The sequence below is a fragment of the Shimazuella sp. NTD248 genome (assembly GCF_059510395.1).
Genome location: NZ_JCAJZT010000002.1, coordinates 17,445 through 41,489, shown reverse-complemented (window position 1 = coordinate 41,489; position 24,045 = coordinate 17,445). Strand labels below are relative to the sequence as shown.

At 38.6% G+C, this 24,045-nt stretch carries 22 protein-coding genes and 2 pseudogenes; 21 read left to right on the top strand and 3 right to left on the bottom strand.

The annotated features are described in order from the left end of the window. Nucleotides 1-143 precede the first annotated feature (143 nt). Together AC5WOE_RS04735 and AC5WOE_RS04730 are read left to right on the top strand one after the other, a co-directional pair. Nucleotides 144-1,013, top strand: coding sequence for a hypothetical protein (locus tag AC5WOE_RS04735; RefSeq protein ID WP_496052052.1), 870 nt, complete (start codon nt 144-146; stop codon nt 1,011-1,013). Between the two features lie 59 nt (nt 1,014-1,072). After that, a pseudogene (locus AC5WOE_RS04730) lies at nt 1,073-1,465 on the top strand (ClpP family protease); the annotation flags it as partial. Nucleotides 1,466-1,497: 32 nt separating this feature from the next. On the opposite strand, the gene AC5WOE_RS04725 reads toward AC5WOE_RS04730, so the two are convergent. Beyond that, nucleotides 1,498-3,162, bottom strand: a complete 1,665-nt coding sequence (locus AC5WOE_RS04725) for a recombinase family protein (protein WP_496052051.1) — start codon at nt 3,160-3,162, stop codon at nt 1,498-1,500. Nucleotides 3,163-3,284: 122 nt separating this feature from the next. After that, nucleotides 3,285-3,452 (bottom strand): hypothetical protein, encoded by a 168-nt coding sequence (locus AC5WOE_RS04720; RefSeq protein ID WP_496049845.1) that lies wholly within the window; start codon nt 3,450-3,452, stop codon nt 3,285-3,287. Between the two features lie 453 nt (nt 3,453-3,905). Between AC5WOE_RS04720 and AC5WOE_RS04715 the strand changes: the two genes are divergently transcribed. From AC5WOE_RS04715 to AC5WOE_RS04690, 6 genes are all read left to right on the top strand, one after another. Then, nucleotides 3,906-4,256, top strand: coding sequence for a DUF1048 domain-containing protein (locus AC5WOE_RS04715; RefSeq protein WP_496049846.1), 351 nt, complete (start codon nt 3,906-3,908; stop codon nt 4,254-4,256). Between the two features lie 161 nt (nt 4,257-4,417). Next, complete coding sequence (locus AC5WOE_RS04710; RefSeq protein WP_496049847.1) at nt 4,418-5,179, top strand: ABC transporter ATP-binding protein; 762 nt, start codon at nt 4,418-4,420, stop codon at nt 5,177-5,179. Further along, on the top strand, nt 5,180-5,929 hold the full coding sequence (locus tag AC5WOE_RS04705; protein WP_496049848.1) for an ABC transporter permease: 750 nt from the start codon (nt 5,180-5,182) through the stop codon (nt 5,927-5,929). It begins immediately after the preceding gene. Between the two features lie 44 nt (nt 5,930-5,973). Next, complete coding sequence (locus AC5WOE_RS04700) at nt 5,974-6,168, top strand: hypothetical protein (RefSeq protein WP_496052050.1); 195 nt, start codon at nt 5,974-5,976, stop codon at nt 6,166-6,168. A 114-nt stretch (nt 6,169-6,282) separates the two neighbouring features. Further along, nucleotides 6,283-6,978: an ABC transporter ATP-binding protein gene (locus AC5WOE_RS04695; protein ID WP_496052049.1), complete on the top strand. Its 696-nt coding sequence runs from the start codon at nt 6,283-6,285 to the stop codon at nt 6,976-6,978. Further along, nucleotides 6,978-9,218: an ABC transporter permease gene (locus AC5WOE_RS04690; protein ID WP_496049851.1), complete on the top strand. Its 2,241-nt coding sequence runs from the start codon at nt 6,978-6,980 to the stop codon at nt 9,216-9,218. Before AC5WOE_RS04695 ends, AC5WOE_RS04690 begins: the two co-directional genes overlap by 1 nt. Nucleotides 9,219-10,377: 1,159 nt before the next feature. Here the strand turns inward: AC5WOE_RS04690 and AC5WOE_RS04685 are convergent. Continuing rightward, the gene (locus AC5WOE_RS04685; RefSeq protein ID WP_496049852.1) at nt 10,378-10,791 is read right to left on the bottom strand and encodes a hypothetical protein; all 414 of its coding nucleotides are present in this window, start codon (nt 10,789-10,791) and stop codon (nt 10,378-10,380) included. A 441-nt stretch (nt 10,792-11,232) separates the two neighbouring features. On the opposite strand from AC5WOE_RS04685, the pseudogene AC5WOE_RS04680 reads away from it, so the two are divergent. The 13 genes and pseudogenes from AC5WOE_RS04680 to pgsA form a co-directional block, all read left to right on the top strand. After that, nucleotides 11,233-11,580, top strand: a pseudogene (locus AC5WOE_RS04680) (ClpP family protease); the annotation flags it as partial. Then, nucleotides 11,555-11,782, top strand: coding sequence for a YlzJ-like family protein (locus AC5WOE_RS04675; protein WP_496049853.1), 228 nt, complete (start codon nt 11,555-11,557; stop codon nt 11,780-11,782). The pseudogene AC5WOE_RS04680 and the gene AC5WOE_RS04675, both read left to right, overlap by 26 nt. A 237-nt stretch (nt 11,783-12,019) precedes the next feature. After that, complete coding sequence (locus tag AC5WOE_RS04670) at nt 12,020-14,371, top strand: FtsK/SpoIIIE family DNA translocase (RefSeq protein WP_496049854.1); 2,352 nt, start codon at nt 12,020-12,022, stop codon at nt 14,369-14,371. 486 nt (nt 14,372-14,857) lie between these two features. Next, nucleotides 14,858-16,150: an EF-P 5-aminopentanol modification-associated protein YfmF gene (gene yfmF / locus AC5WOE_RS04665; protein ID WP_496052048.1), complete on the top strand. Its 1,293-nt coding sequence runs from the start codon at nt 14,858-14,860 to the stop codon at nt 16,148-16,150. Then, a complete protein-coding gene (gene yfmH, locus AC5WOE_RS04660) occupies nt 16,147-17,436 on the top strand; it encodes an EF-P 5-aminopentanol modification-associated protein YfmH (RefSeq protein WP_496049856.1) in 1,290 nt (429 codons plus the stop codon). The genes yfmF and yfmH overlap by 4 nt, the downstream gene beginning before the upstream one ends. Further along, nucleotides 17,437-18,180 carry an elongation factor P 5-aminopentanone reductase gene (ymfI, locus tag AC5WOE_RS04655; protein ID WP_496049857.1) on the top strand — a complete coding sequence of 248 codons (744 nt, stop codon included), beginning with the start codon at nt 17,437-17,439 and terminating at the stop codon, nt 18,178-18,180. It begins immediately after the preceding gene. Nucleotides 18,181-18,371: 191 nt separating this feature from the next. Continuing rightward, complete coding sequence (locus AC5WOE_RS04650) at nt 18,372-18,620, top strand: DUF3243 domain-containing protein (protein ID WP_496049858.1); 249 nt, start codon at nt 18,372-18,374, stop codon at nt 18,618-18,620. Between the two features lie 237 nt (nt 18,621-18,857). Further along, nucleotides 18,858-19,613, top strand: a complete 756-nt coding sequence (locus AC5WOE_RS04645) for a DUF3388 domain-containing protein (protein WP_496049859.1) — start codon at nt 18,858-18,860, stop codon at nt 19,611-19,613. 23 nt (nt 19,614-19,636) lie between these two features. Then, nucleotides 19,637-20,008: a helix-turn-helix domain-containing protein gene (locus tag AC5WOE_RS04640; protein ID WP_496049970.1), complete on the top strand. Its 372-nt coding sequence runs from the start codon at nt 19,637-19,639 to the stop codon at nt 20,006-20,008. Nucleotides 20,009-20,023: 15 nt separating this feature from the next. Continuing rightward, complete coding sequence (locus tag AC5WOE_RS04635; protein ID WP_496049860.1) at nt 20,024-20,623, top strand: helix-turn-helix domain-containing protein; 600 nt, start codon at nt 20,024-20,026, stop codon at nt 20,621-20,623. 72 nt (nt 20,624-20,695) lie between these two features. Further along, nucleotides 20,696-22,375: a helix-turn-helix domain-containing protein gene (locus AC5WOE_RS04630; RefSeq protein ID WP_496049861.1), complete on the top strand. Its 1,680-nt coding sequence runs from the start codon at nt 20,696-20,698 to the stop codon at nt 22,373-22,375. Nucleotides 22,376-22,431: 56 nt separating this feature from the next. Beyond that, entirely contained in the window at nt 22,432-23,205 is a 774-nt protein-coding gene (locus AC5WOE_RS04625) for a helix-turn-helix domain-containing protein (RefSeq protein WP_496049862.1), read from the top strand. 249 nt (nt 23,206-23,454) lie between these two features. Then, nucleotides 23,455-24,039, top strand: a complete 585-nt coding sequence (pgsA, locus tag AC5WOE_RS04620; RefSeq protein ID WP_496049863.1) for a CDP-diacylglycerol--glycerol-3-phosphate 3-phosphatidyltransferase — start codon at nt 23,455-23,457, stop codon at nt 24,037-24,039. Nucleotides 24,040-24,045: the final 6 nt, after the last annotated feature.

Here is a 24,045-nt window from a genome sequence, read left to right as displayed (position 1 = left end):
GTTTTTCTTTGTGATTTTTGCTGTTTCTTTGTCAAAGAAGATATTTTTTTCATAAGGCAATATATTCCTAAATTTCGCTTAAGTTGTTGCTATTTCAATTTATTTGTCATAATATTAGAATAGCTCCGAAAGGAGGGATGTAGATGGATCCCAAAAAATCTTTAGAAGGATTTCGAGTTGATGCTTTACAACCCAAAAAAGAGGTCAAACCCATTCCAAAGCAAACTTACAAAAAAGGTAATGCTATTTTAATAATTTTATTTGCTAGCCTAATCGGGTTAACAACAGGGATAGGAAGCGCGTTTGCTTTTGGTATTAAGGAATTGCCTCCAAGTTCATCTCCATTAGATGAACCTTCGGCACAGTCACATGTCGATCAAGTTGAACCTTCTATAAAACAGTCAGAAATAAAAACATCTGAATTATCACCGCAAAAACCTCCAATTGATGAACCAACAGTAAAAGAGACGTTACCAATTGATGAGCCAATTAAAGAAGGTACTTCTATTACAAAACATAAGGAAGAGGAATCAAAAGGTTCGGAAAAAAGCAATCATGAGAAGCAATCGAACGAACATAAATCAGAACCGACCGAATCAAAATCCACATCTAAGCAAAAAACATCTGAATCACCTCCTCCATCCAATCAGAAAACGGCTATGACCTCATCTAAATCAAATAATGATTCTTCAAATTCTACGACTTCATCTGCTGAGGAACAAAAAGTAACCGCATCTGCTGGAAATGTTCAACCAGACAAACAAACGATTCAAAACAAATCTGTTTCTGGAGCAACTAAAGACAGTGACATCAATACACAAACCAACAAGAAAAGTATTCCAACCGACCAAGTCGCAGTGTCATCAGAAGAAACTCCAGATCCTAAGACAAAGCCTGGAACATTACCAGAAACAGCGGGAAATGATCTAAATCATGCAGTTGCTAGTTTTGTCATCGTTTGCTTTAGCATTGCCTATCTTTTAGCAAGAAAAGAAACTCATCCTGAAAATTAGGATGAGTTTCTTTTTGTTTGGTTCATACTAAGGAAAACATAGAAAGGTGGATTTTGCTAATGAATGATGAACCAGAAATCCAAGAAGATGCGAAAAAGAAAAACGTGGTCCAAGCAATACAGCAGTTAGGGCAGACCAATGTACCACAAATGGAATCAAATATTTTCTGCTTGCCCATCATTGGGCAAATCGAAGGACATTTAGTAATGCCGCCACAAAACAAAACAACCAAATATGAGCATGTCATTCCTCAAATTGTCGCCGCAGAACAGAATTCAAAAATCGAAGGAGTAGTACTGATCTTAAATACGGTTGGTGGAGATGTAGAAGCAGGATTAGCCATTTCTGAGATGATCGCCACCATGAGCAAACCAACGGTCTCCATCGTATTAGGTGGTGGACATAGCATAGGCGCTCCAATTGCGGTTTCCGCTGATGTTTCTTTTATAGCATAATATAAACAGCAAAGAAAAAGCCTATAGATTTAGGCTTTTTCCAAGGTGTTCTTTATGTTTAATTTTTCCGTGATCACATGTTTAAACCGAGGGGATAGTTTTACTTTAGCTGACTTACTCACATTGCCTTTCTCTAATATCGTTAATTTAATATCATGGAATAGAGAATGGAGAATTTCGTTTTTCATTTGAGGACTTTTTGTGTTTTTGTAGATTGTTAATATCTTGGTGAAATTATCTTTTACAATTTCTATGTCTAATGGGGATTCGTAGGTACTGGCAGTTTCTTCAACGTTACTATACCAACTTTCCTCCATTGTCTTTAATTCTTGTAGCTCAGATTCAATAGCTGATCTTCGCTCAATAAAAGTCTGATCATCATAGATACCATTTTCGTATTTTGTAAAAATAAAATCTCTTCTTTTTTCGAGTTCCTTAGTTTTAGACTTAATTTGATTCAGTATATCTTCTTTTCTTTGAGCATGTGTGAAATTTTCTTTTGATTTCTTTTCGATTAGACCATGAAGTGCTTGTTCTAAGGTACTGTTATCAATCTCATGAAAATACTCAAGCAAACCGACCACTTTTTCTTCAATTGGTTCATACCTTGTAGTCAAACAGCCGTTTCGGCATCTTAGATAATAATCAAAGTAAACCGATACTTCTCCATCTTTTTTCTTATGACGACGTTTTGATCGATTAATAACAAGTTTTTTTTCACAGACGTTGCATACCATTAAAGCTGTGAGTTCAGCAACTGGAAACTCTTTTCCATTATGTGGTGGTATGCTTCGAGGGCTACTAATCCTTGTTTGCGCCTCGTAAAAGACTTCCATATCAACGATTGGTTCATGCGCTTCTTCAACATAGATATGTTCCTCTTTTGGACGGGCAATAATCCTTCCTTTTCTTCGTTCCGTTTGACTAAAACGAACGTGACCAATGTATACAGGATTTGTAACCATCCTTTTTAATTGGTGAGTATCCCATTTGTCATATCCTTTGGGAGTTTTAATCCCTAATTTGCTCAAGTAATTGGATATAGCCTTAAAACCTACTTTTCTACTTTCAATCCCATTGATGTAAAGATCAAAAATCAATCTTACAACTTTAGCTTGATCCTCATCAATCTCTAATCTTTGTGTTCTTGAGTTTAAATAATATCCGAAGGGAACAGAGCCAGTCATCCATTTTCCTTGCATAGCATAGCTATAACGTGCTCCTACCATCCGTTCTTTAATCTGTTCATATTCTTCTCTTGCCATAAAAAGCTCAAAACGAATTTGTCTAGCATCGCTTGAATTATTGGGGTCATAGGTTCGATAGGGAGTAATAATATAAATCCTTTTCTCTTGAAGTAAATCCATAATAAGACCTGTATCCTCATAACTACCACGGCCAAGACGGCTAATTTCTTTGACTGCTATCGTATCATATTTACCTTCTCGTAGCAGTTGGAGTACTTGCTGAAAAACAGGACGATTGGCAATGCTGTCACCAGAACCAATTTCTAAAAATTGATCATAAGGTATTCCAAGATCATCAAGAACCCGGCACATGAGCATTTTTTGTTCTTCTAATGTATCTTCGCCAGTTCTCTTTTCTCTTTCTTCATCTCGTCGAGATTTACGAACATAGTTAATAATGTTTGTTATTTTGTAGTCTTCTTTGGATGATTTCGGTTTACTTCGCATAGATTTATCACCTTTATATTATCGCTGTATCTTTTTATATTGCTGTATCATATATGCATTATAATATTGAAACAGCGATATAAAAGCAAGATATTTCCCAAGCATAAATATAGCCGCTTGTCTCAGCGGCTTAATGTTTCATCTATTGATTGGGAGAGGTTTAAGTTCTTAAATACAGCGTTAGCTAAAGCATCGTAAAGTTCAATCTCATAGGTTTTATGTGTATTTCCTTGTATTAATTCATAGATACAATCTTTTTTTTCAATTACTGCTATAACATTATCCTTCAATTTAAAACCCCCTGTAAACAGTAGACTTTGTAAAATAAGGAAATGATATACGTCTAATGTTTATATTGGGGAACTAATGACATAAATGAGCTCGATTAAAGAAATAAAAGAGATAATTGGTACTTGTAACTATCCAATTTCAATATATCTTATAAAAATGGATGTCCATGAAAGGGTTTGATGGCTTTATTTTGTTGCTCATATGGATTGTAGATAGATAAGGAAATAGTATGCGAAGCATTGATTCATCTGTATTATGATGTTTTCAAGTTGTCATACTCCGAATAATAAAATTGGATGAGCATGGATAACAACTAAGGTGCAAAAATATTTTTAAAAAAAGTTGACACCCTTTGCTACTTGGTGTTACTATATACATGTAATTAGTGATACTTAATAGCGTGATTCACCAAAAACTATTAGGAGAAAATAAATCAAAAGGAGAGTAGTAAAATGAATTTTTTTGAAAAAATTATTGGAAGTCTGGATGACAAAAGGGAATGGAGGGCGATGGAGGCACGTGCGAAGGCACTTCCAAATGAGTACCACAACGCTTACAAAGCTATCCAAAAATATATGAATTACTCTGGCGGTCTCACTGACTGGAAGGACTGTAGTCGCATCTTTGGCGGTATTCTCGATCTTTTCGAGGTAGGAGTAGCCGAAGGAAAGAAAGTCACTGACCTCACGGGTGAGGACGTGGCCGCTTTCTGCGACGATCTAGTGAAGGATGAGAAAACTTGGAGAGACAAGTATCGCGAAGATTTGAATCAGAGTATCGGGAAGCGAAAAGAAAAAAAGTAAATTCAATAAATAATACAGACTGATTAGCTGGGTAGAAGCGAGAATTACTGCATTCGCTATTCAGTTATATTTTTAACTTAGTAATAAGTGATACAGATTATCAGTCAGACTGAATAGGAGAATATAGGCAATCTAACTTAGTTTTTAAGGAGGAAAAAAGTATGAACAATCCAGCGATTTCTGTAAAAAGGTTAAAAAAATCCTTTAAAGACAAGGAAGTTTTAAAGGGAGTGAATTTTGAGGTGAGGAGTGGCGAAATTTTTGCACTGCTGGGTTCTAATGGAGCGGGCAAGACGACGATAGTCAACATCCTCTCGACACTGATGAAGCCTGATGGAGGGGAAGTAGGTATTTGCGGTTTTGACGTTCAGCGTCAACCAGATCATGTTCGCCAGAGTATCAGCTTGACAGGACAGTTCGCAGCTTTAGACGGCATGCTCACTGGAAGGGAAAACTTGATAATGATCGCCAAATTGCGGGGAGTTTCCAATCCCGCACAAGTCGCCGACAATCTGCTGGCAAGATTCAGCCTGACTGATGCAGCGAACCGGCGGGCGGATCAATATTCCGGTGGGATGAAGCGCCGGCTTGACATCGCAATGAGCCTGATTGGGAAGCCAGCAGTCATTTTTCTCGATGAACCGACAACAGGGCTTGACCCCGAAGCGCGAATTGAAGTCTGGGATACCGTCAAGGAGCTTGCCGGCGGCGGTACAACCATCTTGCTGACGACCCAGTATTTGGAGGAAGCTGAACAACTGGCGGATCGTATCGCTATCCTGCATGGCGGAAAAATCATCACGACCGGTACTCTTGCCGAACTCAAAGAGATGTTCCCGCCAGCAAAAGTGGAGTACATCGAAAAGCAGCCGACATTGGAGGAAATTTTCCTCGCGATCATCGGCAAAAAGGAGGACATGTAAATGAAAAACAAAACAGGGGTATTACTAGGTCGTTTAATGCGCAACATCATGCGCAGCCCGGATACAATTATCACGGTGGCGATTACTCCGATTATGATGATGCTGCTGTTTGTCTACGTATTTGGCGGTGCCATAAAGACAGGTACAGACAACTATGTCAATTATTTATTGCCGGGAATCTTGCTGATGGCTATTGCATCCGGTGTCGCTTACACTTCCCTGCGGCTGTTTAATGATGTAAAGAGTGGGTTGATGGCGCGTTTCATTACCATGCCCATCAAGCGCTCGTCGATATTGTGGGCTCACGTGTTGACCTCACTTGTTTCTAATGCGCTTACTGTTGTAGTGGTTATCCTCATCGCGCTCTTGATGGGTTTCCGTTCCAGCGCTGATATTCTGGATTGGCTCGCGGTAGCTGGGATACTTGGGCTGTTTACGCTGGCATTGACATGGCTGGCGGTCATTCCCGGATTGACAGCGAAGTCTATGGAAGGAGCTACAGCCTACTCGTATCCGCTGATTTTCCTGCCGTTTATCAGTTCGGCCTTTGTTCCCACCGAAACCATGCCTAAAATTGTCCGTGTGTTCGCTGAGAACCAGCCGGTGACTTCAATCGTGAATACGATTCGTGCCCTCTTGTATGGAGGATCTGTTGGCAACGGTATCTGGATTGCACTTGCCTGGTGTGTTGGCATCATGGTGATCGCTTACTTCTTTGCCAATAAACAATTTAAACGCCATTTAGGATAAGGATACTTAACCATACCAATAGTCAGCCTCTGGGATGAATTCATTTGCTATCACATGAAGGGCAGTTTAAACGCCAGGCAACCATCGACGAAATCATGGAAACCCTCAAAATTGGTGTGATTGGAGGCGGCTCGATCACTTATTTCAACGCGAGGTTTGCCATGCATGATTTAGAAGAATTTACAATATTGATTACATTTCAGTTGGAATGGGATTCATTGGGTGATCTTTGTATCTGAATTATAATGATTCATCAATTTATTACAATATTGATATTGACACAATCAACTACTCGGTATTGCTATATATTAATACTGAGTGATACTAAATAGAAATCAAAATGGGGTGTTAGGATGTTTTTATCAGTATCAAACCTTACGAAAAGCTATAACACAGGGATTATTACCCATGTACTCAAAGATGTGAGTTTGGAGATGGAAAGAGGACAAATCGGAGTAATTTTAGGCCCCTCTGGTTCGGGTAAATCTACGCTGATGAACATTATAGGCGGCGTGGACTGGGCGGACGGCGGTACGGTCGAAGTTGACGGAGAGCATGTTACAGATTTAAATGATAAGCAACTGGTTGAATACCGCCGGGAGAGCGTGGGCTTCATCTTTCAGTTTTACAACCTTGTGCCGAACCTCACGATAGCCGAAAATATCGAGGTTGTGTCGAACATCAGTAAAAACCCGTTTCAAATAGATGAGGTGCTGTCTGCTGTCGGACTTTCCGATAAAAAGAACCGTTTCCCCCGGGAACTTTCCGGAGGCGAGCAGCAGCGCGTGTCGATCGCACGAGCCATCGTCAAAAATCCAAAGCTCTTACTCTGCGATGAGCCCACCGGAGCGCTGGATCTCGAGACCTCACGGGATGTGCTGTCATTGCTCCAAAAAGTAAATGTGCAGTTTGGTACGACCATCCTGATGATTACCCACAACAGCGCTATCGCCGGCATGGCGCACGCCGTATTCCGGCTGAGAAGCGGCGAAATTGCGGAAGTTGGGTACAATTCCGAGCTTATCCCTGCGGAAAGGATTGAATGGTAATGGCCCTGCGAAAACGCGTATGGCGTATCCTAAAGGAAAACAAAGGTCGATATATCGGTATTTTTATCTTGATATTTTTGGGGAGCTTTTATTTTATCGGAGCTTCGGGAGTAGGCAGTAGCTTAGGAAATCTGGTCACCGACTTTACCGAAAAAAACAAGCAGGAAGACATTACATTCAAGTCAAACAAACCACTGGAAAATATTGCGGAGCTGGAAAGAGAATCCGGTGCGCTGATCGACACTTACCGGCTATACGACGTAAAAGTGCCTAATGGGGAACTGCGTATTCTCAGCCCTGGCATAAAGGTCAATATCCCGGCGATAACATCAGGACATGGTTTGAATAAACCGGGGGACATTTTGCTCGATCCGAAATTTTGTCAGATGCATGGGCTGAAGATAGGCGATCAAATGAAGCTGAACGGAAAAATATTCAATATAGTTGGCACGGTAGCTATACCCAATTATATTTATATACTAAAGAACGTTTATGACACATTACCTCCTAACGGTTTTGGTATCGGTCTTATTTCCGACGCGGATTTTAAGGCGTTCCCGGAGGCGACCACGGTATATTCGGCATACATGAAGGACAGGGAGAATGTAAAAGCAAAGGCTGCCAATCTGTATGGGCTCTTAACCAAAAAAGGCTATTCCCTTTCCGAATGGTTGAATGCCGATACTAACGCACGCATCGCTATGGTGCGAGGGAGCATTGAAGGTGCAAATACCTTGGGCGCTCCCGTGGCAGTGTCTGTTTTCCTGTTATGCTGTCTTATTCTCGGTGTGATGATTCTGCGTATGGTCAAATCAGACAGCGTAGTCATTGGTATGCTATACGCACAGGGATATCGCAGGGGTGAACTGGTTCGGCATTATATGGCGATCCCGGTTCTGCTGTCCGCTGCAGGCGGTCTTGCAGGTACACTGCTTGCTCTGCCGGTTGTAGGACCCGTCATCGATCTTCTGACATCTTCTTACAATGTGCCTGTAACAGGCTTATCCTTCCCTCCATTGAGCATGGCACTGGGAGTGCTGATGCCTATGGCTTTGCTGAGTCTTTCGAGCTATTTCGTCCTACGCAGAGTGCTAAGGAAATCTGCGGCAGAGTTGATGAAAGGCGACGAACAAAAAGCGAAGGTGAATTTCCTTGAACGCGGACTCCGGCTGGAGCGGTTTAAATTTGCTACTAAATTCAAACTACGCGAGCAGATACGCAGCATACCTCGTTTGTTGTTTTTACTACTGGGTGTTAGCGCCGCATCGATGCTGATGCTGATTGGCTTTACTGTCAACAATTCGTTTCATGTTTTGATGGACAGCGCCGGAACCGATAGGTATTTTCCCATGGAGTATGCTTTCAAAGAAATACAGCATGGAGCTGTTCCGAAAGGCAGTGAGCCGTTCAATGCAATTCGCAGTTATCCCAAGGGGAACGAAAAGGCGGAGTTTTATGTTATGGGCTTGGAACCAGGCTCCATCGGTGTTACTATACGTGACTCGAACGGCAACAAGTTGCCAAAGAATCAGGTAAATATCACATATCTTTTGGCAAACAGGCTGGGGCTAAAGGTGGGTGATACCATTAACATCATTAGCAAAGTGGACGGAAAATCATTCAGTTTGAAGATAGGCGGGATCGCGGATACCTACTCCGGACAATATATCTATATGCCCCTTGATGAGCTCAACCGTATAAGCGGTAACAAACCGGGAAGCTATATCGGGGTGCTAAGCAAAAATAAGCTTAATATTGATGGAAATCTGCTTGCTGGAGTAAAAGACATGAGTAAACTTGATGAAATGGCTGATACATCTACATCCATGACAATGACGGGATCAGTAGTGCTTATCACCATCGTCGCAAGTCTTACTGGGGCAATCATTATCTTTCTTGTAACGTCGATGATGATTGAGGAAAGCCGCAGCACGATATCTCTGATGAAGGTATTCGGCTATCGCGGAAAAGAGGTTGCGAAGTTGCTTCTCAACAGTTCCACGCCAGTAGTGTTTATTGGTTTCTGGCTCGGACTCCCCTTAATGCTGGCTGTCGGGAACACCCTGTACGGTTATCTCGGGGAACAGATCAACGTTGTGATGCCCATGATTGTGAACCCATGGTATGTTCTGATAAGTTTTGTAGTGATTTTCGCCGTGTACGAAGTGACCAAACGGCTATGTGGGAGGAAACTCGCGAAAATATCCATGAGCGAGGCGCTGAAAGCGAGCACGGAGTGAGTTGTTTGGTCGCAACCCAATACATGCCAGCAAATCTAATAAAGTTGTTGCCGTTTAGTTTCGGATACGTTAATGGAGAACAATGCCCCGGTATACTGGGGCATTGTTCGTTGAGGGAATCCCTCAATTCCCTAGTGTGTATGATATCTCCAACGTCAAAAAAAGTGCGGTCTCGGAGCAGATACATTTAAGTGTAATTAGAGGTACAGTTGCAACTTTCTTTTATCATTCAGTTGGTTTTAACCCCCCTTGGTCTGGAGTTGGGTGCTCTTAAAATAGGGAAGAAGTATTTTGACGATGAGTATAGTATTTTTTGAAAAATCCAAAGTGAAATTTTTGTAAAAGCTGTAACAAGTAAAGATTGTATGAGTTTTCATGGAAGGGATCAATCAAGATGAAAAAAGCTGAAAGATTTGGGGTGGGGAACATAGGAAATGAAATTATTGATTTTCACAGATCAGTATGAGTTTATAGATTTGCGAGTGAGAAAACCCACAGTTTAAATAGTAGGATGATAACGAGCGTTGAACAAGAGAGGGTTTCATCCCTCTCTTGTTCAACACATTTTTCAGAAAAATATTTTTACAAACATACATTCTATTGGTAAATTATTACCAATTACACATAATGAATACTACTGAAATGCGAAAATCAAGCAGTAAATCTATTCTATACTGTACAATTCAACGGTGGGGCTCACGGGGGTAGCTTGGTAATGAAGGAGTCATAAGACTACAGTCCCAAAAATCCTATGGCTTTAGCCGTATGAAGTGTCAAAGGATAGACTTCAAAAGAAGAAGCCATATAAAAATGGCTTATGTCATCTAGTTTTACTTGTATAACGTTGTCTCTCGCCTTATATTAAAAAGGAGTTTCAGCACATTTTTTACTAGAAAAAATTAAGGTAATGTATAGTAAACAGAACTCAAAAAAGTAAGAACCATAGAACTGACATTATAAGATATCGTGCCATCCTACTTAAAAATTGACGATTCATGCAGGTACTTTTTATACCAGCTAAGCGTTTTTTTGATGAAAAAGGAACAGATTTGGGTTGTTTTGGAGAAAATATATAAAAAAATCATCCAAGCAAAGAGTTTTTAAACTCCTTGTAATTAGAATGCTTATGGTTTAAAACTGTAAGTATTTTAATGTTTTTTTATTTACTAAGAAGTGCATCCAATTTTTTTACCATTAGCTTTGCTCTCAGATAATAAAGACCTCTCATTAGTCGTTTTTCATCTGCACTTAAATCAGGCGGCTCTTCTACTGTAGGCTCTAACTGTTTTAACTGTTTCATGAAAATAATCAGTTCTACTCGATAAGTTCTGCATGTTTTTTTGATATTCTGTGATAGAGGGTGTTTCCCATGTTGTGAGTTTAATATTTCATCTATCTCATCAACAATCTTTCTAGCATTTTCCATCATCTTTCGTTCATGGATTTGTTCCTCTATCTCATTATAGAAAGAGCTTCCTTTATAACTAGGATCTAAGACTATTAGCTTTTTATGCACTTCTTCTAACTCTTTTGTTAATTGCTCAGGATTTAAAGCATCGAAATTTATTTCCATTTCTTTATCTCCTTCATTGATCATTTTTCTAAAAGATACTGTATGAGATGGAAAATGATTCATATTTTCCTTGCTAATAAGAATACTACTTAAATTCCTCATTTCCTTTTTTCAATGTCACATCTCTATATTTTGACGATATATTATCTATGTTAGTAGCTTTATAGCAATTGGAAACCAAATAAAACAAAAGGAGATGAAGAATGAAAAAAGAAGAGGGGAAGTATTTTTTTAACTTATTCCAAATGGATTACTTCCTAATCTAATTTTCTCGCTGCTTTATGTTGAAAAGAAATATAAATATAGAAGAATATACAGAATTGAATAGATGCTTGTAGTGAGCAAATGACGATTAAAGAGCATTTAAAGAATTTCATGATGGAAAAGTGGATAAAAAATATACAAGCCTTATGTGTTATTTGCTGTATAAATTATGCGTTATATTCTTTTATAGCAGAAACAGCAACAATGACTATCCACCCAATACGCTTAACAGGTTTGGTAATTGGGGTTCCACAGACCTTTGAGTACCTAGAAAAAATGCAAGATCGGGTGATTCGGTTTATTTCTAGTCATTCGAAGGTGACAGAAGAGAAGCTACGTGATTTGATGTTTCGTACTGGTGAACTTGCGAGAGATATTGGAACGAATGTGGTGGGAAAAGATGCAGTGAGAATGGGGCTCATTGATCGAGTTGGTGGTATTTCGGATGCAATGAGTGAGCTAAATCGGCTGATAAAAGAGCGAAAAGGAGGAAGCATTGATGCTTCATTGGACACTTCTTCCTGAGGAAATCGTATTCCAAGATCTCACCACTGAGGTTCCCCCAATTCATGAAACGATTGTGGATGGTGTGAGACTTTTGGTTCAGCAAGATGGAGATGCTATGCGAGTAGTTCGGTTACTAAGTCCTGATCCAGCTCATTTTCTTGATCCTCGGTTTCAGCCTGGAAATGTGATTTTTTCACAGTCAATAAATTCAGTTCGGTAGGACCATTACACCGCGCGTTCAGGGTTTATGACCTAAGGCATAAAAAATAAAATTGAAGGTATTTAGATCAAATGAAATAAATGGATGTTTAATCAGATCCAAAGATTTATTTTTTCAATTGTAGAATTAAAGAACTCAAATTATTTCCAGATCTAACCAATAAATTCCCAAAAAAACTCACTTGACACCATGATCCATGTTATAATGCTGGTGAAAGGTTACAGGGAGTTGGATGAAATGGCGAAAAAAGCAACGAAACCAATAAGTACGCCTCGTACAGAAAAATTCAAGCGAGAATTATTATTTGAAATATATGGTATAACGATTCTGGCATTATCGATTATTGCTATGGCAAGTTTAGGAGCGATCGGTAGGAATTTAACATACTTGGCACGCTTTTTTGTAGGGTCCTATGATTTTCTCATTCCTTTAATTGGAGTGGGTTTAGGTTTTTATGTGATGTTGAAGCGCAGATGGCCAAATGATTGGTCGCCTCGTATGACTGGTATTGTTATTGTTCTCCTTTCGCTTTTAGCATTCTCCCACTACTTTACGTTTCAATTGCTGATTGCCCAAGGGTTTCATGGGTCAATTATCGATAAGACTTGGAATCTGCTATTAGCAGAACGGGAATCGCGCCTGCCAACAGATGTAGGTGGTGGGATGATTGGCGGAGTGATCTTTGCTCTTTTTTATTTTTTATTTGAAAGTATCGGAACTGTTGTGGCACTTTGTGCATTATTTTTGTGTGGTTTTTTACTTGTAACGGGTTTTTCCTATGTGAAATTTTTTCATCATATAAGTAAGTTTTGGGACGGTAAAAAAGCTGCTTGGAAGACAAAACTAGCTACGTTTTTAGCTACTTATTATAAAACAGAACAAAATGAAAAAAATAAAAGACGCCGCAAAGTAACACCGATTGGAAGCGTGACAAAAGATCCAATTATCGAAGAGAACGAAGAGGTAAAACCTACTATCTTTGATTTTGAAGAGTCTGCTCTGAAAAAAGAACCAGTTGAAGAATCACGCGAACAATTAACATTAAAAATGGGAACAAAAAAAGAATCTCTAAAGCCAGTAAATACATTGAAAGAAGAGGAACAGGCAGAGGTTCCATTTCAGATGGAATCAGCCAATGAACATTATCAGCTTCCTCCGATAAACATCTTGGAACAACAGAAAAAAACACCGATAGCAGATAAGCATGATCTTAATAAAAATGCAGAAAAATTGGTACATACATTAGAGAGTTTTGGTGTTTCCGCGAGAGTAATCCATATTCACCGTGGACCAGCTGTGACTCGATATGAAATTCAACCGCAAGTAGGAGTAAAAGTAAGTAGAATTGTAAATCTTGCGGATGACTTGGCCTTAGTACTAGCTGCAAAAGATATTCGGATCGAAGCTCCGATACCTGGAAAATCAGCAATTGGTATTGAAGTGCCTAATACAGAAGTTGCGATGGTTGGTCTGCGTGACATCATCGAAAGTGATGAATATCAAACATCAGATTCAAAATTGACTATCTCTCTTGGTAGAGATATTTCAGGAGACCCTAATGTCGCGGTTCTATCTAAAATGCCGCACTTATTAGTTGCTGGGGCAACAGGTTCAGGAAAAAGTGTGTGTATCAATGGTATTATTGTGAGTCTGCTCTATAAGGCAAAACCAGATGAAGTAAAGCTGATGATGATTGATCCAAAAATGGTGGAACTCAACATTTACAATGGAATTCCACATCTTCTTGCACCAGTTGTCACTGATCCGCGTAGAGCAGCTATTGCCCTAAAAAAAGTAGTTAAAGAAATGGAAAAGCGATATGAGATGTTTGCGAACATTGGTGCTAGGGATATTGAAAGGTATAATACTTTAGTAGCGCAAGAAAAGGGTGGACAGCCTAAGTTACCTTATATTGTTGTGATTGTAGATGAGCTTGCTGATCTTATGATGGTGGCACCAGGTGATGTGGAAGATGCGATTTGCCGTTTAGCACAAATGGCCAGGGCTGCGGGAATTCATTTGATCATTGCAACACAAAGGCCATCAGTTGATGTTATCACTGGTGTGATCAAAGCGAATATCCCTTCTCGTATTGCCTTTGCTGTATCTGCGCAGACAGATTCGCGAACGATCCTAGATATGGGAGGAGCAGAAAAACTACTAGGAAGAGGAGATATGCTTTACTTACCAGTAGGAGCTCCTAAACCAGTTCGACTGCAAGGTACATATTTATCCGATGAGGAAGTGGAGCAAGTTGTTTCTTTTGTGAAAGGTCAACAAGAAGCAAAATATGTACAAGAAATGATTCCTACTTCAGCAGAAGGAAAACAAGTAGACGATCCTCAAGACAATTTATATTTAGAAGCTGTACAACTAGTAGTAGAAGCAAAAACCGCATCTGTTTCTTTACTCCAAAGAAGGTTGAGAATAGGTTATTCTCGAGCAGCTAGATTAATCGATACGATGGAGCAAAATGGAATTGTTGGCCCGTATGAAGGCAGTAAACCTAGAGAAGTTCGTCTTTCGCTAGAAGAGTGGAAACAACAACAAAATGGTAATGCTAATACCAATTCAGAACAAATCAACTAGAAAACAAGAAAGACACATTTAAGCCTGAAGGTGTCTTTTTTTTTATGAAAGTAAGAAAAAATGGTTGAAAAAATTTTTCCTACACAGACTAGAAATATATGTTTTTGTGCAGGAGGGAGAGTAATAAGAGGTGGATCACCAAAGTTATACTTGGAAGATAGAATTTAAGCTGGATAAAGCACTTACAGATATAGCGAATCAAATCTCAGATCAAAAATTTGGTTGATGGATAGCAATTTAGGAGGAAAAATACCGAAAAATGTCGTAGCTATTACTTTTAAAGAGAATAGAATTTGCTAACCGTAAGTTGACCAAAAAATTGTCGATCAGCGTGTCATTAAGAAATTAGAGGACTACAAACAACAGATTATAAGCGGTAAAATAAAGGTGCCCACTTCTTTATAATCGATAGAAACTTAGTGGATGATCGTTACTAAGGTTTTTAAGGGATGTAAATTAGGTGAAACATATGAAAGAGGTGTATGCATGACTTTTGCAACTTTTCAAACTGTATCATTAGGAAATATTCGACTTCATATTTGTCCGAGTGATAAATTCAAGACGACTACATTGTCCGCATTTATTACCAATGAACTGCAATCCGATTCGGTAACAAAAAATGCCCTATTGCCGAATGTTTTAAGTAGAGGAACTCGTTCTTATCCTACTACTGTTGCCTTGCGACAAAAACTCAACGAATTATATGGTGCCGGTTCATTTGGAGATGTATTTAAACGAGGAGAACGACAAGTAATTCAGTTCGGAATGGATTTAGCCAATGAGGCCTATTTACAAGATGCGCCATCTTTATTGGAAGAAGGAATCCGCTTATTTTGTGAGATTATACTAGATCCTTTTGCAGAAAATAATCAATTTCATCCTGCTTTTGTGGAAGCAGAGAAGAAAAATTTAAAACAAAGAATAGATAGTTTACAAGACGATAAAATTCGTTATGCTGCTGAACGATGTGTACAAACGATGTGCGAAGGGGAACCTTATTCTCTCTATACATATGGAAATGCTGAAGATATTGCGGCAATTGATGCCAAATCACTTTACGATCATTACCATGAAATACTTGATCGCTCCCCTATCGATCTTTATTGCGTAGGAGATGTGGATAGTGAAGAAGTAAAAACATTATTTGCGAAATACTTCGATGATAAGATGCAAAAGGCGACAAGAGCAGAAGTTCCATTCGCAACCGTTTCTCATCATGTCGACAAGGTAAAAATGGCAGTTGATCGATTAGATGTCAATCAAGGTAAACTAAATATGGGATGTCGTACGCAGATATCGATTCGAGATGAAGATTACCCTGTTCTACTCATGTACAATGGTATCCTTGGTGGTTTTGCTCACTCCAAATTATTTATGAACGTCCGAGAAAAAGAAAGTTTAGCTTACTATTGTTCTTCATCTATTGAAAGCCATAAAGGGCTTTTGTTCATTCAAAGCGGTATTGAAGAAAAGAATTTAGAACGTGCGATTGAAATCATAAAAGAACAATTAACCGCTATGAAAAATGGCGAAATTACAGATAGGGAATTAGAACAAACCAAAGCAACACTTTCCAATCAACTGCGAGAGGGACAAGATAGATCCTTTGAATTAATCGGTTTTCATTTTCAATCTGTCTTAAGTGGGAAATCTCGTACATTAGAAGAACTGTTGCAAAAAATTAATGCCGTGACCAAAGAAGATATCAAAAAAGTAGCAGAAAAGGTTGAATTGGACACGATATATTCTTTGCGTGGAGAAGAGGGGGAAAAACAGTGAAAAAGTTAGATCATCCTCAATTGAAAGAAACATTGTATTATGAGCAATTATCAAATGGTCTACAGGTGTATTTATTGCCTAAACCCGGTTTCCAAAAGACATATGCAACCTTTACTACCAAATATGGGTCTATTGACAATACCTTTCAAAGAGAAGGACAAGAGAAACATCAAGTGCCAGATGGGATTGCTCATTTTCTTGAGCATAAGATGTTTGAACAAGAATCAGGAGAAGATGTGTTCCAACAGTTTGCAAGACAAGGTGCTGCAGCAAATGCTTTTACGAGTTTTACTCGTACTGCTTACTTGTTTTCCTGTACAGACCACACGGTAGAAAACTTGTTAACGCTCCTAGATTTTGTTCAGGAACCTTATTTTACAGATCAAAATGTAGAAAAAGAAAAAGGAATCATTGGCCAAGAGATCAAGATGTATGATGACAATCCAGACTGGCGATCTTATTTTGGGTTGATCGAAGCGTTTTATCAAAATCACCCAGTTAAAATTGATATAGCGGGAACGGTTGAGTCAATCAGTAAAATTACAAAAGAAACACTATATGATTGTTACCATACTTTTTATCATCCAAGTAATATGTTGTTGTTTGTAGTGGGAGGTATTGAAGCTGAAAAAACGATGCAATTGATTCGTGAGAATCAGTCGGCAAAAAAATTCGATCCACCGTCGAAAATTGATAGATTTTATCCAGAAGAATCCAATGAAGTTTCCGATGCAAAAAAAATCATGAATTTGAGTGTACAAACTCCAAAATGTTTAATGGGTTATAAGGAAAAAAATACAGAAGTAAATCGCATTGGTGAAGAACGTTTAAAGCAAGAGCTGGCAACTCAAATTTGTTTAGATGCGATGTTTAGTACTTCTTCCGATTTTTATCAATCTCTATATGATGATGGCATTATTGATGATACTTTTGGTTTTGATTACTCACTAGAGCAAGGATATGGTTTTACGATGTTTGGTGGAGATACGCATCATCCTGAAGAGTTAATTAAACGTATTCAAGAGGAGGTTCCTCGTCGCCTTTCCGTTGGTGTAACACAAGAAGAATTCAATCGGATTCAAAAGAAACGGATTGGTGCAAGTCTTCGTTCTTTAAATTCCTTAGAGTGGATTGCCAATCAGTTTACGAGCTATCGCTTTCAGGATGCTGATTTATTTGATATTATTCCTACATTAGAAAAATTGACTTTGGATGATGTAAATGAAAGATTGAGAAGTCATTTTCAACCTGAACAATTTGCGGTCTCTTTGGTATTGCCAAAATAGATGTCAGCAGATAAAAAAATTGCATGGGTAACAGGTGCTAGTGGAGGAATTGGAGCTGCTATTGCTACTCAATTAGCTGGGGCAGGGGTAGATGTAGCTGTTTGTTATAATCGAAATCAAACAAAAGCAATTGAAGTGGTTCAACAATGTCGTGATAATGGTGTGGATGCTCATGCTTTTAAGCTTGATGTTACAAAAGAAGTAGATGTGAAAAAAGTATATAAATCCATTTACTATTCATTGGGAAAACCAACAATATTAGTACATGCAGCGGGACACACAGAAGTAAGTCTCTTCCAAGATTCGAGTACAGAACAATATCATCGTTTGATGGATGTGCATGTAAAAGGAGCTTTTCTTCTTGCACGAACTACATTGCCGCATCAATTGCAGGAAAGATGGGGAAGAATTATATTCGTCTCTTCGATATGGGGATCAGTTGGTGGAGCAACAGAAGTTTTATACTCAACAGCAAAATCCGCTCTTCATGGAATGACGAAAGCTCTTGCAAAAGAAGTTGCTTTATCAGGTATCACAGTAAATGCAGTTGCACCTGGAGCAGTAGATACGAAACTTTTAAGACAACAACTTACAAAAGAAGAAATACAAGATTTAGCAGAAGAAATTCCAATGGGTAGATTAGGAAATCCATTTGAAATTGCTGCAACAGTTGTATTTTTGTGTCAACAAGAAACATCCTATATAACTGGACAAGTGATACACCAAAATGGTGGTATGTACTAGATAAAAGAAAGTCTCAAGATTAGAAAATATTAAGGACCCTAGGACTAGTGAGAGTAGAAGAATTTTTGAAGTCTATGTTGATTGTTGCACTTGGCAAGAAACAGACTTTCCTATAGGACGTACGCATAATTCCTCTTAGAAGTGGTGATATTATCTTTAGAATGTTACTTACTTTAGGAGGGAAACCAATCATGTCTGTACTACACAACTTTGATGAATGGAAAAAATTTTTACAAGATCGTGTGGACCAAGCATCTAGTCTTGGAATGGACAAAGCGACCATACATGATCTTGCTTATGAAATCGGAGACTATCTTGCAAAAGACGTAGATCCTAAAAACGAACAAGAGCGTTTGTTGAAGGAATTGTGGGATGTTGCGGATGAAAATCAGCAGCGTGTTATGGCTGACCTTATGGTGAAATTAGTCGACCGCAAATAAGGAAAACGTCTGGTTCTCTGATGAAGAGTTCCAGACGTTTTTATTTAACCATTAGACTACACAATTTTATCATAAATGGTTAGACTTGCGAAACCACGGGGTTTTTATAGCTTTGCATTTGTTTTTATTCACCCATACTAGAGTTTTATAGGTCGATTCTCTTTCGAGAGAAAAGAACATGTGCTATACTAATTCGTATAGCTCATGAAGCCTGTCATTCCTTTGAGAGGTGGTATCATGGCAAGTCAAGAATGGTACATGGAGTACCAAATACATAAAAACAGACCAGGTTTATTAGGTGATGTTGCCTCTATATTAGGGATGCTTGCTATCAATATTATCACGATCAATGGTGTTGAAAATCGGCGACGTGGTTTGCTTTTACAAACGAGTAACCACGATAAGATTGAATCGCTTCGTCATATATTGTTGCAAGTGGAAGACATTACGCTAACAGCACTTCGACCTCCTAAATTAGTTGATCGTATTGCGATTCGACATGGAAGATATTTAGAACGGTCATCTGAAGATATGCGTACCTATTTTTTCACAAGAGAAGAATTGGGTATATTGGTTGATTTTATGGCAGAGCTATTTCAACGTAAAGGTCACCAACTAATTGGCATTCGAGGCATGCCTCGAATCGGGAAAACAGAATCAATTGTTGCTTCTAGTGTTTGTGCGAACAAGAGATGGATTTTTTTGTCTTCCACTTTGTTAAAACAAACAATGCGCAGCCAGCTGACGAGAGATGAATTCTCAGAAGAAAGGGTTTTCATCATCGATGGTGTCATGTCGACTAGAAGAGGCGATGAAGAGCACCGAATGTTACTTAGAGAAATAATGAGTTTAAATGCAACCAAAGTAATTGAACATCCTGATGTATTTGTCCAACAAACCGAATACTCTTTAGATGATTTTGATTACATTATTGAATTAAAGCAAGATTCATCTGAAACCATCACACTTGAAGACTTGGATCAAGATTTTTAAGGGGGATAATGCACTTGGCTGGCGTGGGGAAGTACTTGAAACAAGCGCGTGAGAAAAAGAGTTATACGCTTGAAGAAATGGCAGAACTCACGAATATTGAGGGGAAATACTTACAAGCTTTGGAAAAGGAAGAGTATGATTTACTTCCTAGTCCTTTTTATGCACGCGCCTTTCTGAAAACTTATGGGAAGTATTTAAATCTTAATGTGAGTTCTCTTTTGCAGTTGTACGAATCATCGCAAATGGTAGAACAATCTTCCACGCCAATAAAGCCAAAGATAGAAGCAGTTGAATTACCTAAGCGGTCACCAGCTAAAAAAAAGAAAATTTCTTCTCTCTGGTTGATTGTAGCTATTATCCTCATTTTGGGTATGGTTTACATGCTTTTCCAATAGAGGGAGGATCAAAAGTTGAAAGAATTGGGATACCATTTGCGGTCAACACGTGAACAGTCAGGTATTTCCATGGAAGAATTGTCAGAAGCGACTAGGATAGAAATAAAATATTTAGATGCGATTGAACGTGGAGATTTTGAAGCTCTACCTGGCCCAGTATATATTCGATCCTATCTTCGTACATATTCCATCTATGTGAATCTGGACCCTCGTAAGGTTATTAAGATTTATCAAGAAAGTAAACAGGTGGCAACAGAGCGTTTGTCACGTACTGCAAGGATTCAAAAAGAACAAGTGCTACAGCGTTCCGATGAAATCCCAGTCCTTTCTCGTAGTAAAAAGCAGGAATTTGGGCGTTCTTCGGAAAAGATGGTAACTATGTCACGTGCTGTGAAAAGCCAATCAAAGACGAATAAGTCTAAAAAGAAAGCCAAAAAGAAGAAAGTTTCAGGATTTGCCAAGTTTTATAATGGGTTACTCATCACTGGTTTTCTGTTATTATTGGTTGCGGCAGGTATTGTTGTTTATCTCCGCTCAACAAGCACAGAGGTTGCAGAAATATCTGACAAGGTTAAGCCTTTGACAGCTTCAGAATCCAATGGTATGCTTGGATAAAATTTATGACAATTTTATGTCGGTTGTACGATTGTTGATGATTGATGTACAACCTATCAGGAGGTGGCTGGGGTGTCTGTCGAAATTGGTAATTTTCTTCGACAAGCCCGAGAGTCGGTAGGACTGTCCCTCGACGAAGTACAAGAAAAGACGAGAATACAAAAATCGTTTTTGGAAGCAATTGAAAAGGGAGATTTCGATAAATTACCAAGTCCATTTTATGTAAGAACCTATCTTCGATCTTACGCAAATTGTGTAAAAGTGGAACCTCATTACATTTTGCGTGAATATCGGAAAAAGGAGCAGGCAGAACGATACCAAACAGGTCAATTTGACGCTTCTCAATTGACAGAGCAGTTAAACAAATTGGGTCAAACTGGTATGCATAAGTTTGGTTTAACTGGTGCAATGCCGAAAGTATCACCAAATACGAAACCTTCGGCTGCTATTAATCGAACAAGTGCAAAAACAGCTCTTACCATTGCTAATCCGATATCGAACACGGCTAAGCTCCCTATGATGCAGAGGCGAGAAGAATTAGAGAAGACAGCAAAACCTCAGGTTCTCTCGAGTGATAAGTCTAAAAAAGAACAAAAGTTCCCATCGTTATTGCCATCACAAGCACTTACAACTCGTGGTGGAACACCTACAGTAAAAGAAAAACGTTTTGCTACGAATGAAAATTCTATTGTAAAGCCGGCTAATAAAGAAGGAAGTACTGCTGTAGAGCAGACGACTTTGATTCAAAAACAACAATCTTCTCGCTTGAAAAAACAAGTCACATCACCTCAGTCTACGGAGAGTAGTACTGCACAATTTGTACCATCAAGATTGAATAAAACACCTGAATCTTCTACTCTATCTCGTACACAAGCAAATAAAAGACCAACTCAACCAGAACAGGTTGTAAAGGAACATACAAAACCGCCTAATACAGAACAAAAGACAAATTCTATCCAAGAAAGCAAAGTGCTTTCTCGATCTTCACGCTTTCGTAATACTAATACTTTACCTACTGTTAATAGTACGTTTTCAAATGGCAATACAGAATTACAAGAGAAAGCGACAGTGGAAAAGGAAAATACCGGTAATAAACGGTCATTTGGTTTCAAAGAGTCTCGTTTTGCATCTCGAAATACGGGGGATTTCAAGACCGCATCTTCCAATTCCCAAGATGCATCAGAAGTACAAACACTTCGTAGAAGTTCTGTTCGAAATCGTCCAATTCAAAACTCAAATGGGTTCTTTAGTAGTAGAGTTATCATCGCTAGTATTGTTGCTGTTCTACTTCTTGTAGGTATTGGTTGGTATTTATTTTCAGGAAATGGCGAGGACGACAAAAAAGTTGTTCAGGAAAAAAATACCACCACGGAAGAAACAAAGACAGAACAGAAACAACAAACTGCTGGTCCATCTACCAAAGAGACTACTGAAAGTACATCTCAAGGAAACTTGGAAAAGGAATCTGCTGGGCTTTACACGCTGACAGGTACAGATACTGCAAAAGTTGTTCTAAATCCATCCGGAACATCTTGGGTACAACTGCGGACTCAGCAAGATCCTACCACTGATCCTAATAAATATTTAAAAGATGTCACCTTAACAAGTAAAGATGCTACTTTTGAATATAACCATACATTCAAAGATATACCTGATCTTTATATCGTTTTAGGTTCTCCAGATAATGTGAAAGTAACAATCAACGGTATTCGCGTTACTTCATCAAAAATCATACACATTGTAAAAAAATAAGAGCAATGGCCCTCTTTTGGGCTGTTCTTTTTTATATATTGATAGGGGAGAGACTATTGAGTCAACTTAAGGAAGTGCGTGAAACGTCTTTTCTCGATCTGGATGAGATTTCAGATCATCTTTCTATACCTAAGTTGTATTTGCAAGCAATTGAAGAAGAAAAATTCTCTCATTTGCCTCAAAAAAAATACTTGGCAGAAAGATATATTACTACTTACGCTGATTTTTTAGAAGTTGAAGTGGATCCTATTATTGATTCTTATCGTCAGTTTCAGCGTCCAGAACAAACATTAACCCCTAGGAGAAAGGGAAGAAGATCTACCCGATCATTATCAAAAGAAAAGCCTGTTTGGTACACTTATCGATATTATTTTTTAGCATGTGGTGCTTGTTTAAGTTTGGCACTTGTCACATGGCTCTTTATTCCAAATGAGAAATCAGAAAGTACAAATTCGATGAAACAGCCATTACAAAATCAAACTACCCCTGTCTCATCAAACAAAGAAAGGCCAATTTTTACGCTACAGAAAACATCCTCTGATTCATCCATCGAGCAGACATGGTTTATTTCGCAAGCAGATTCTTTACATGTTCATATACAACCACTTGAAGGTGTTAGTTTTCGTATTCGTGAAGATAGTATCAAAGGAAAAATCATTGCCGATAAAGAATTGTCAAAGAGTGAATCTTTTGATTTGAGTGGCAAAAAGTGGGTTTTTATTCACGTTGATGATCCAAGCAAAGTAATAATGAAAGTGAATGATGTTGTAATTGATACGGTTTCTCAGAAAACGGGAACTACCTATGAATTTAAAATTGCATCAAATTAAAATCTATCCTGTTACATTTTTGACATCACTCTCTGCTGTGGTTTATACTTACGGAAGGATTGCTTTCTTCCTTTTTTGATATTCAATTTTGATTGGAAATAGTGGATAATAGTGGTGAAGACCGAGAAAGTTCCATAAATAAACATGTGTGCGATATCCGTACAACAAAAAGCCCATGGCATTGGGATAACGGCTTATTCTTCATCTCCCTTCCCAGCCAAGAGAAGTAAATCAGGGAGGTAGTTGTTGGTGAACTTGGCCAATAAAATAACATTAATACGTATTTTTCTTGTGCCTGTTGTGATGATTTTTTTGCTAATTCGCTTTGATTTTGGCATCGTGCGACTTGGCGTGGTAACACTTCGGGTTAGTGAGCTGATCGCAACTTTTGTTTTTATTATCGCTGCTGTTACAGACGGATTAGATGGCTACATAGCAAGAAAAAATAAAACCATTACCAATTTGGGCAAGTTCTTAGACCCACTTGCTGACAAGCTATTAATAACCGCTGCGCTTATCTCACTTGTAGACATGCAGCGGCTCCCGGCGTGGATTGCAATTGTAATCATAAGCCGTGAATTTGCGGTCACAGGTCTTCGATTGATTGCGGTTGCGGAAGGCCATATTATTGCTGCGAGCACACTTGGTAAAATAAAAACCATTGTACAAATTGTGGCAATTGTATCGCTTATGTTGAATAATTTTCCGTTTTCTAACTTTGCTTTCCCCTTTTCCATCATTGTTACATGGTTAGCTGTCATTATCACCATTTTGTCAGGACTTGACTATTTTTATAAAAATAGGAAAATCGTATCTCTTACTAAAAATGGATGAGGAGTT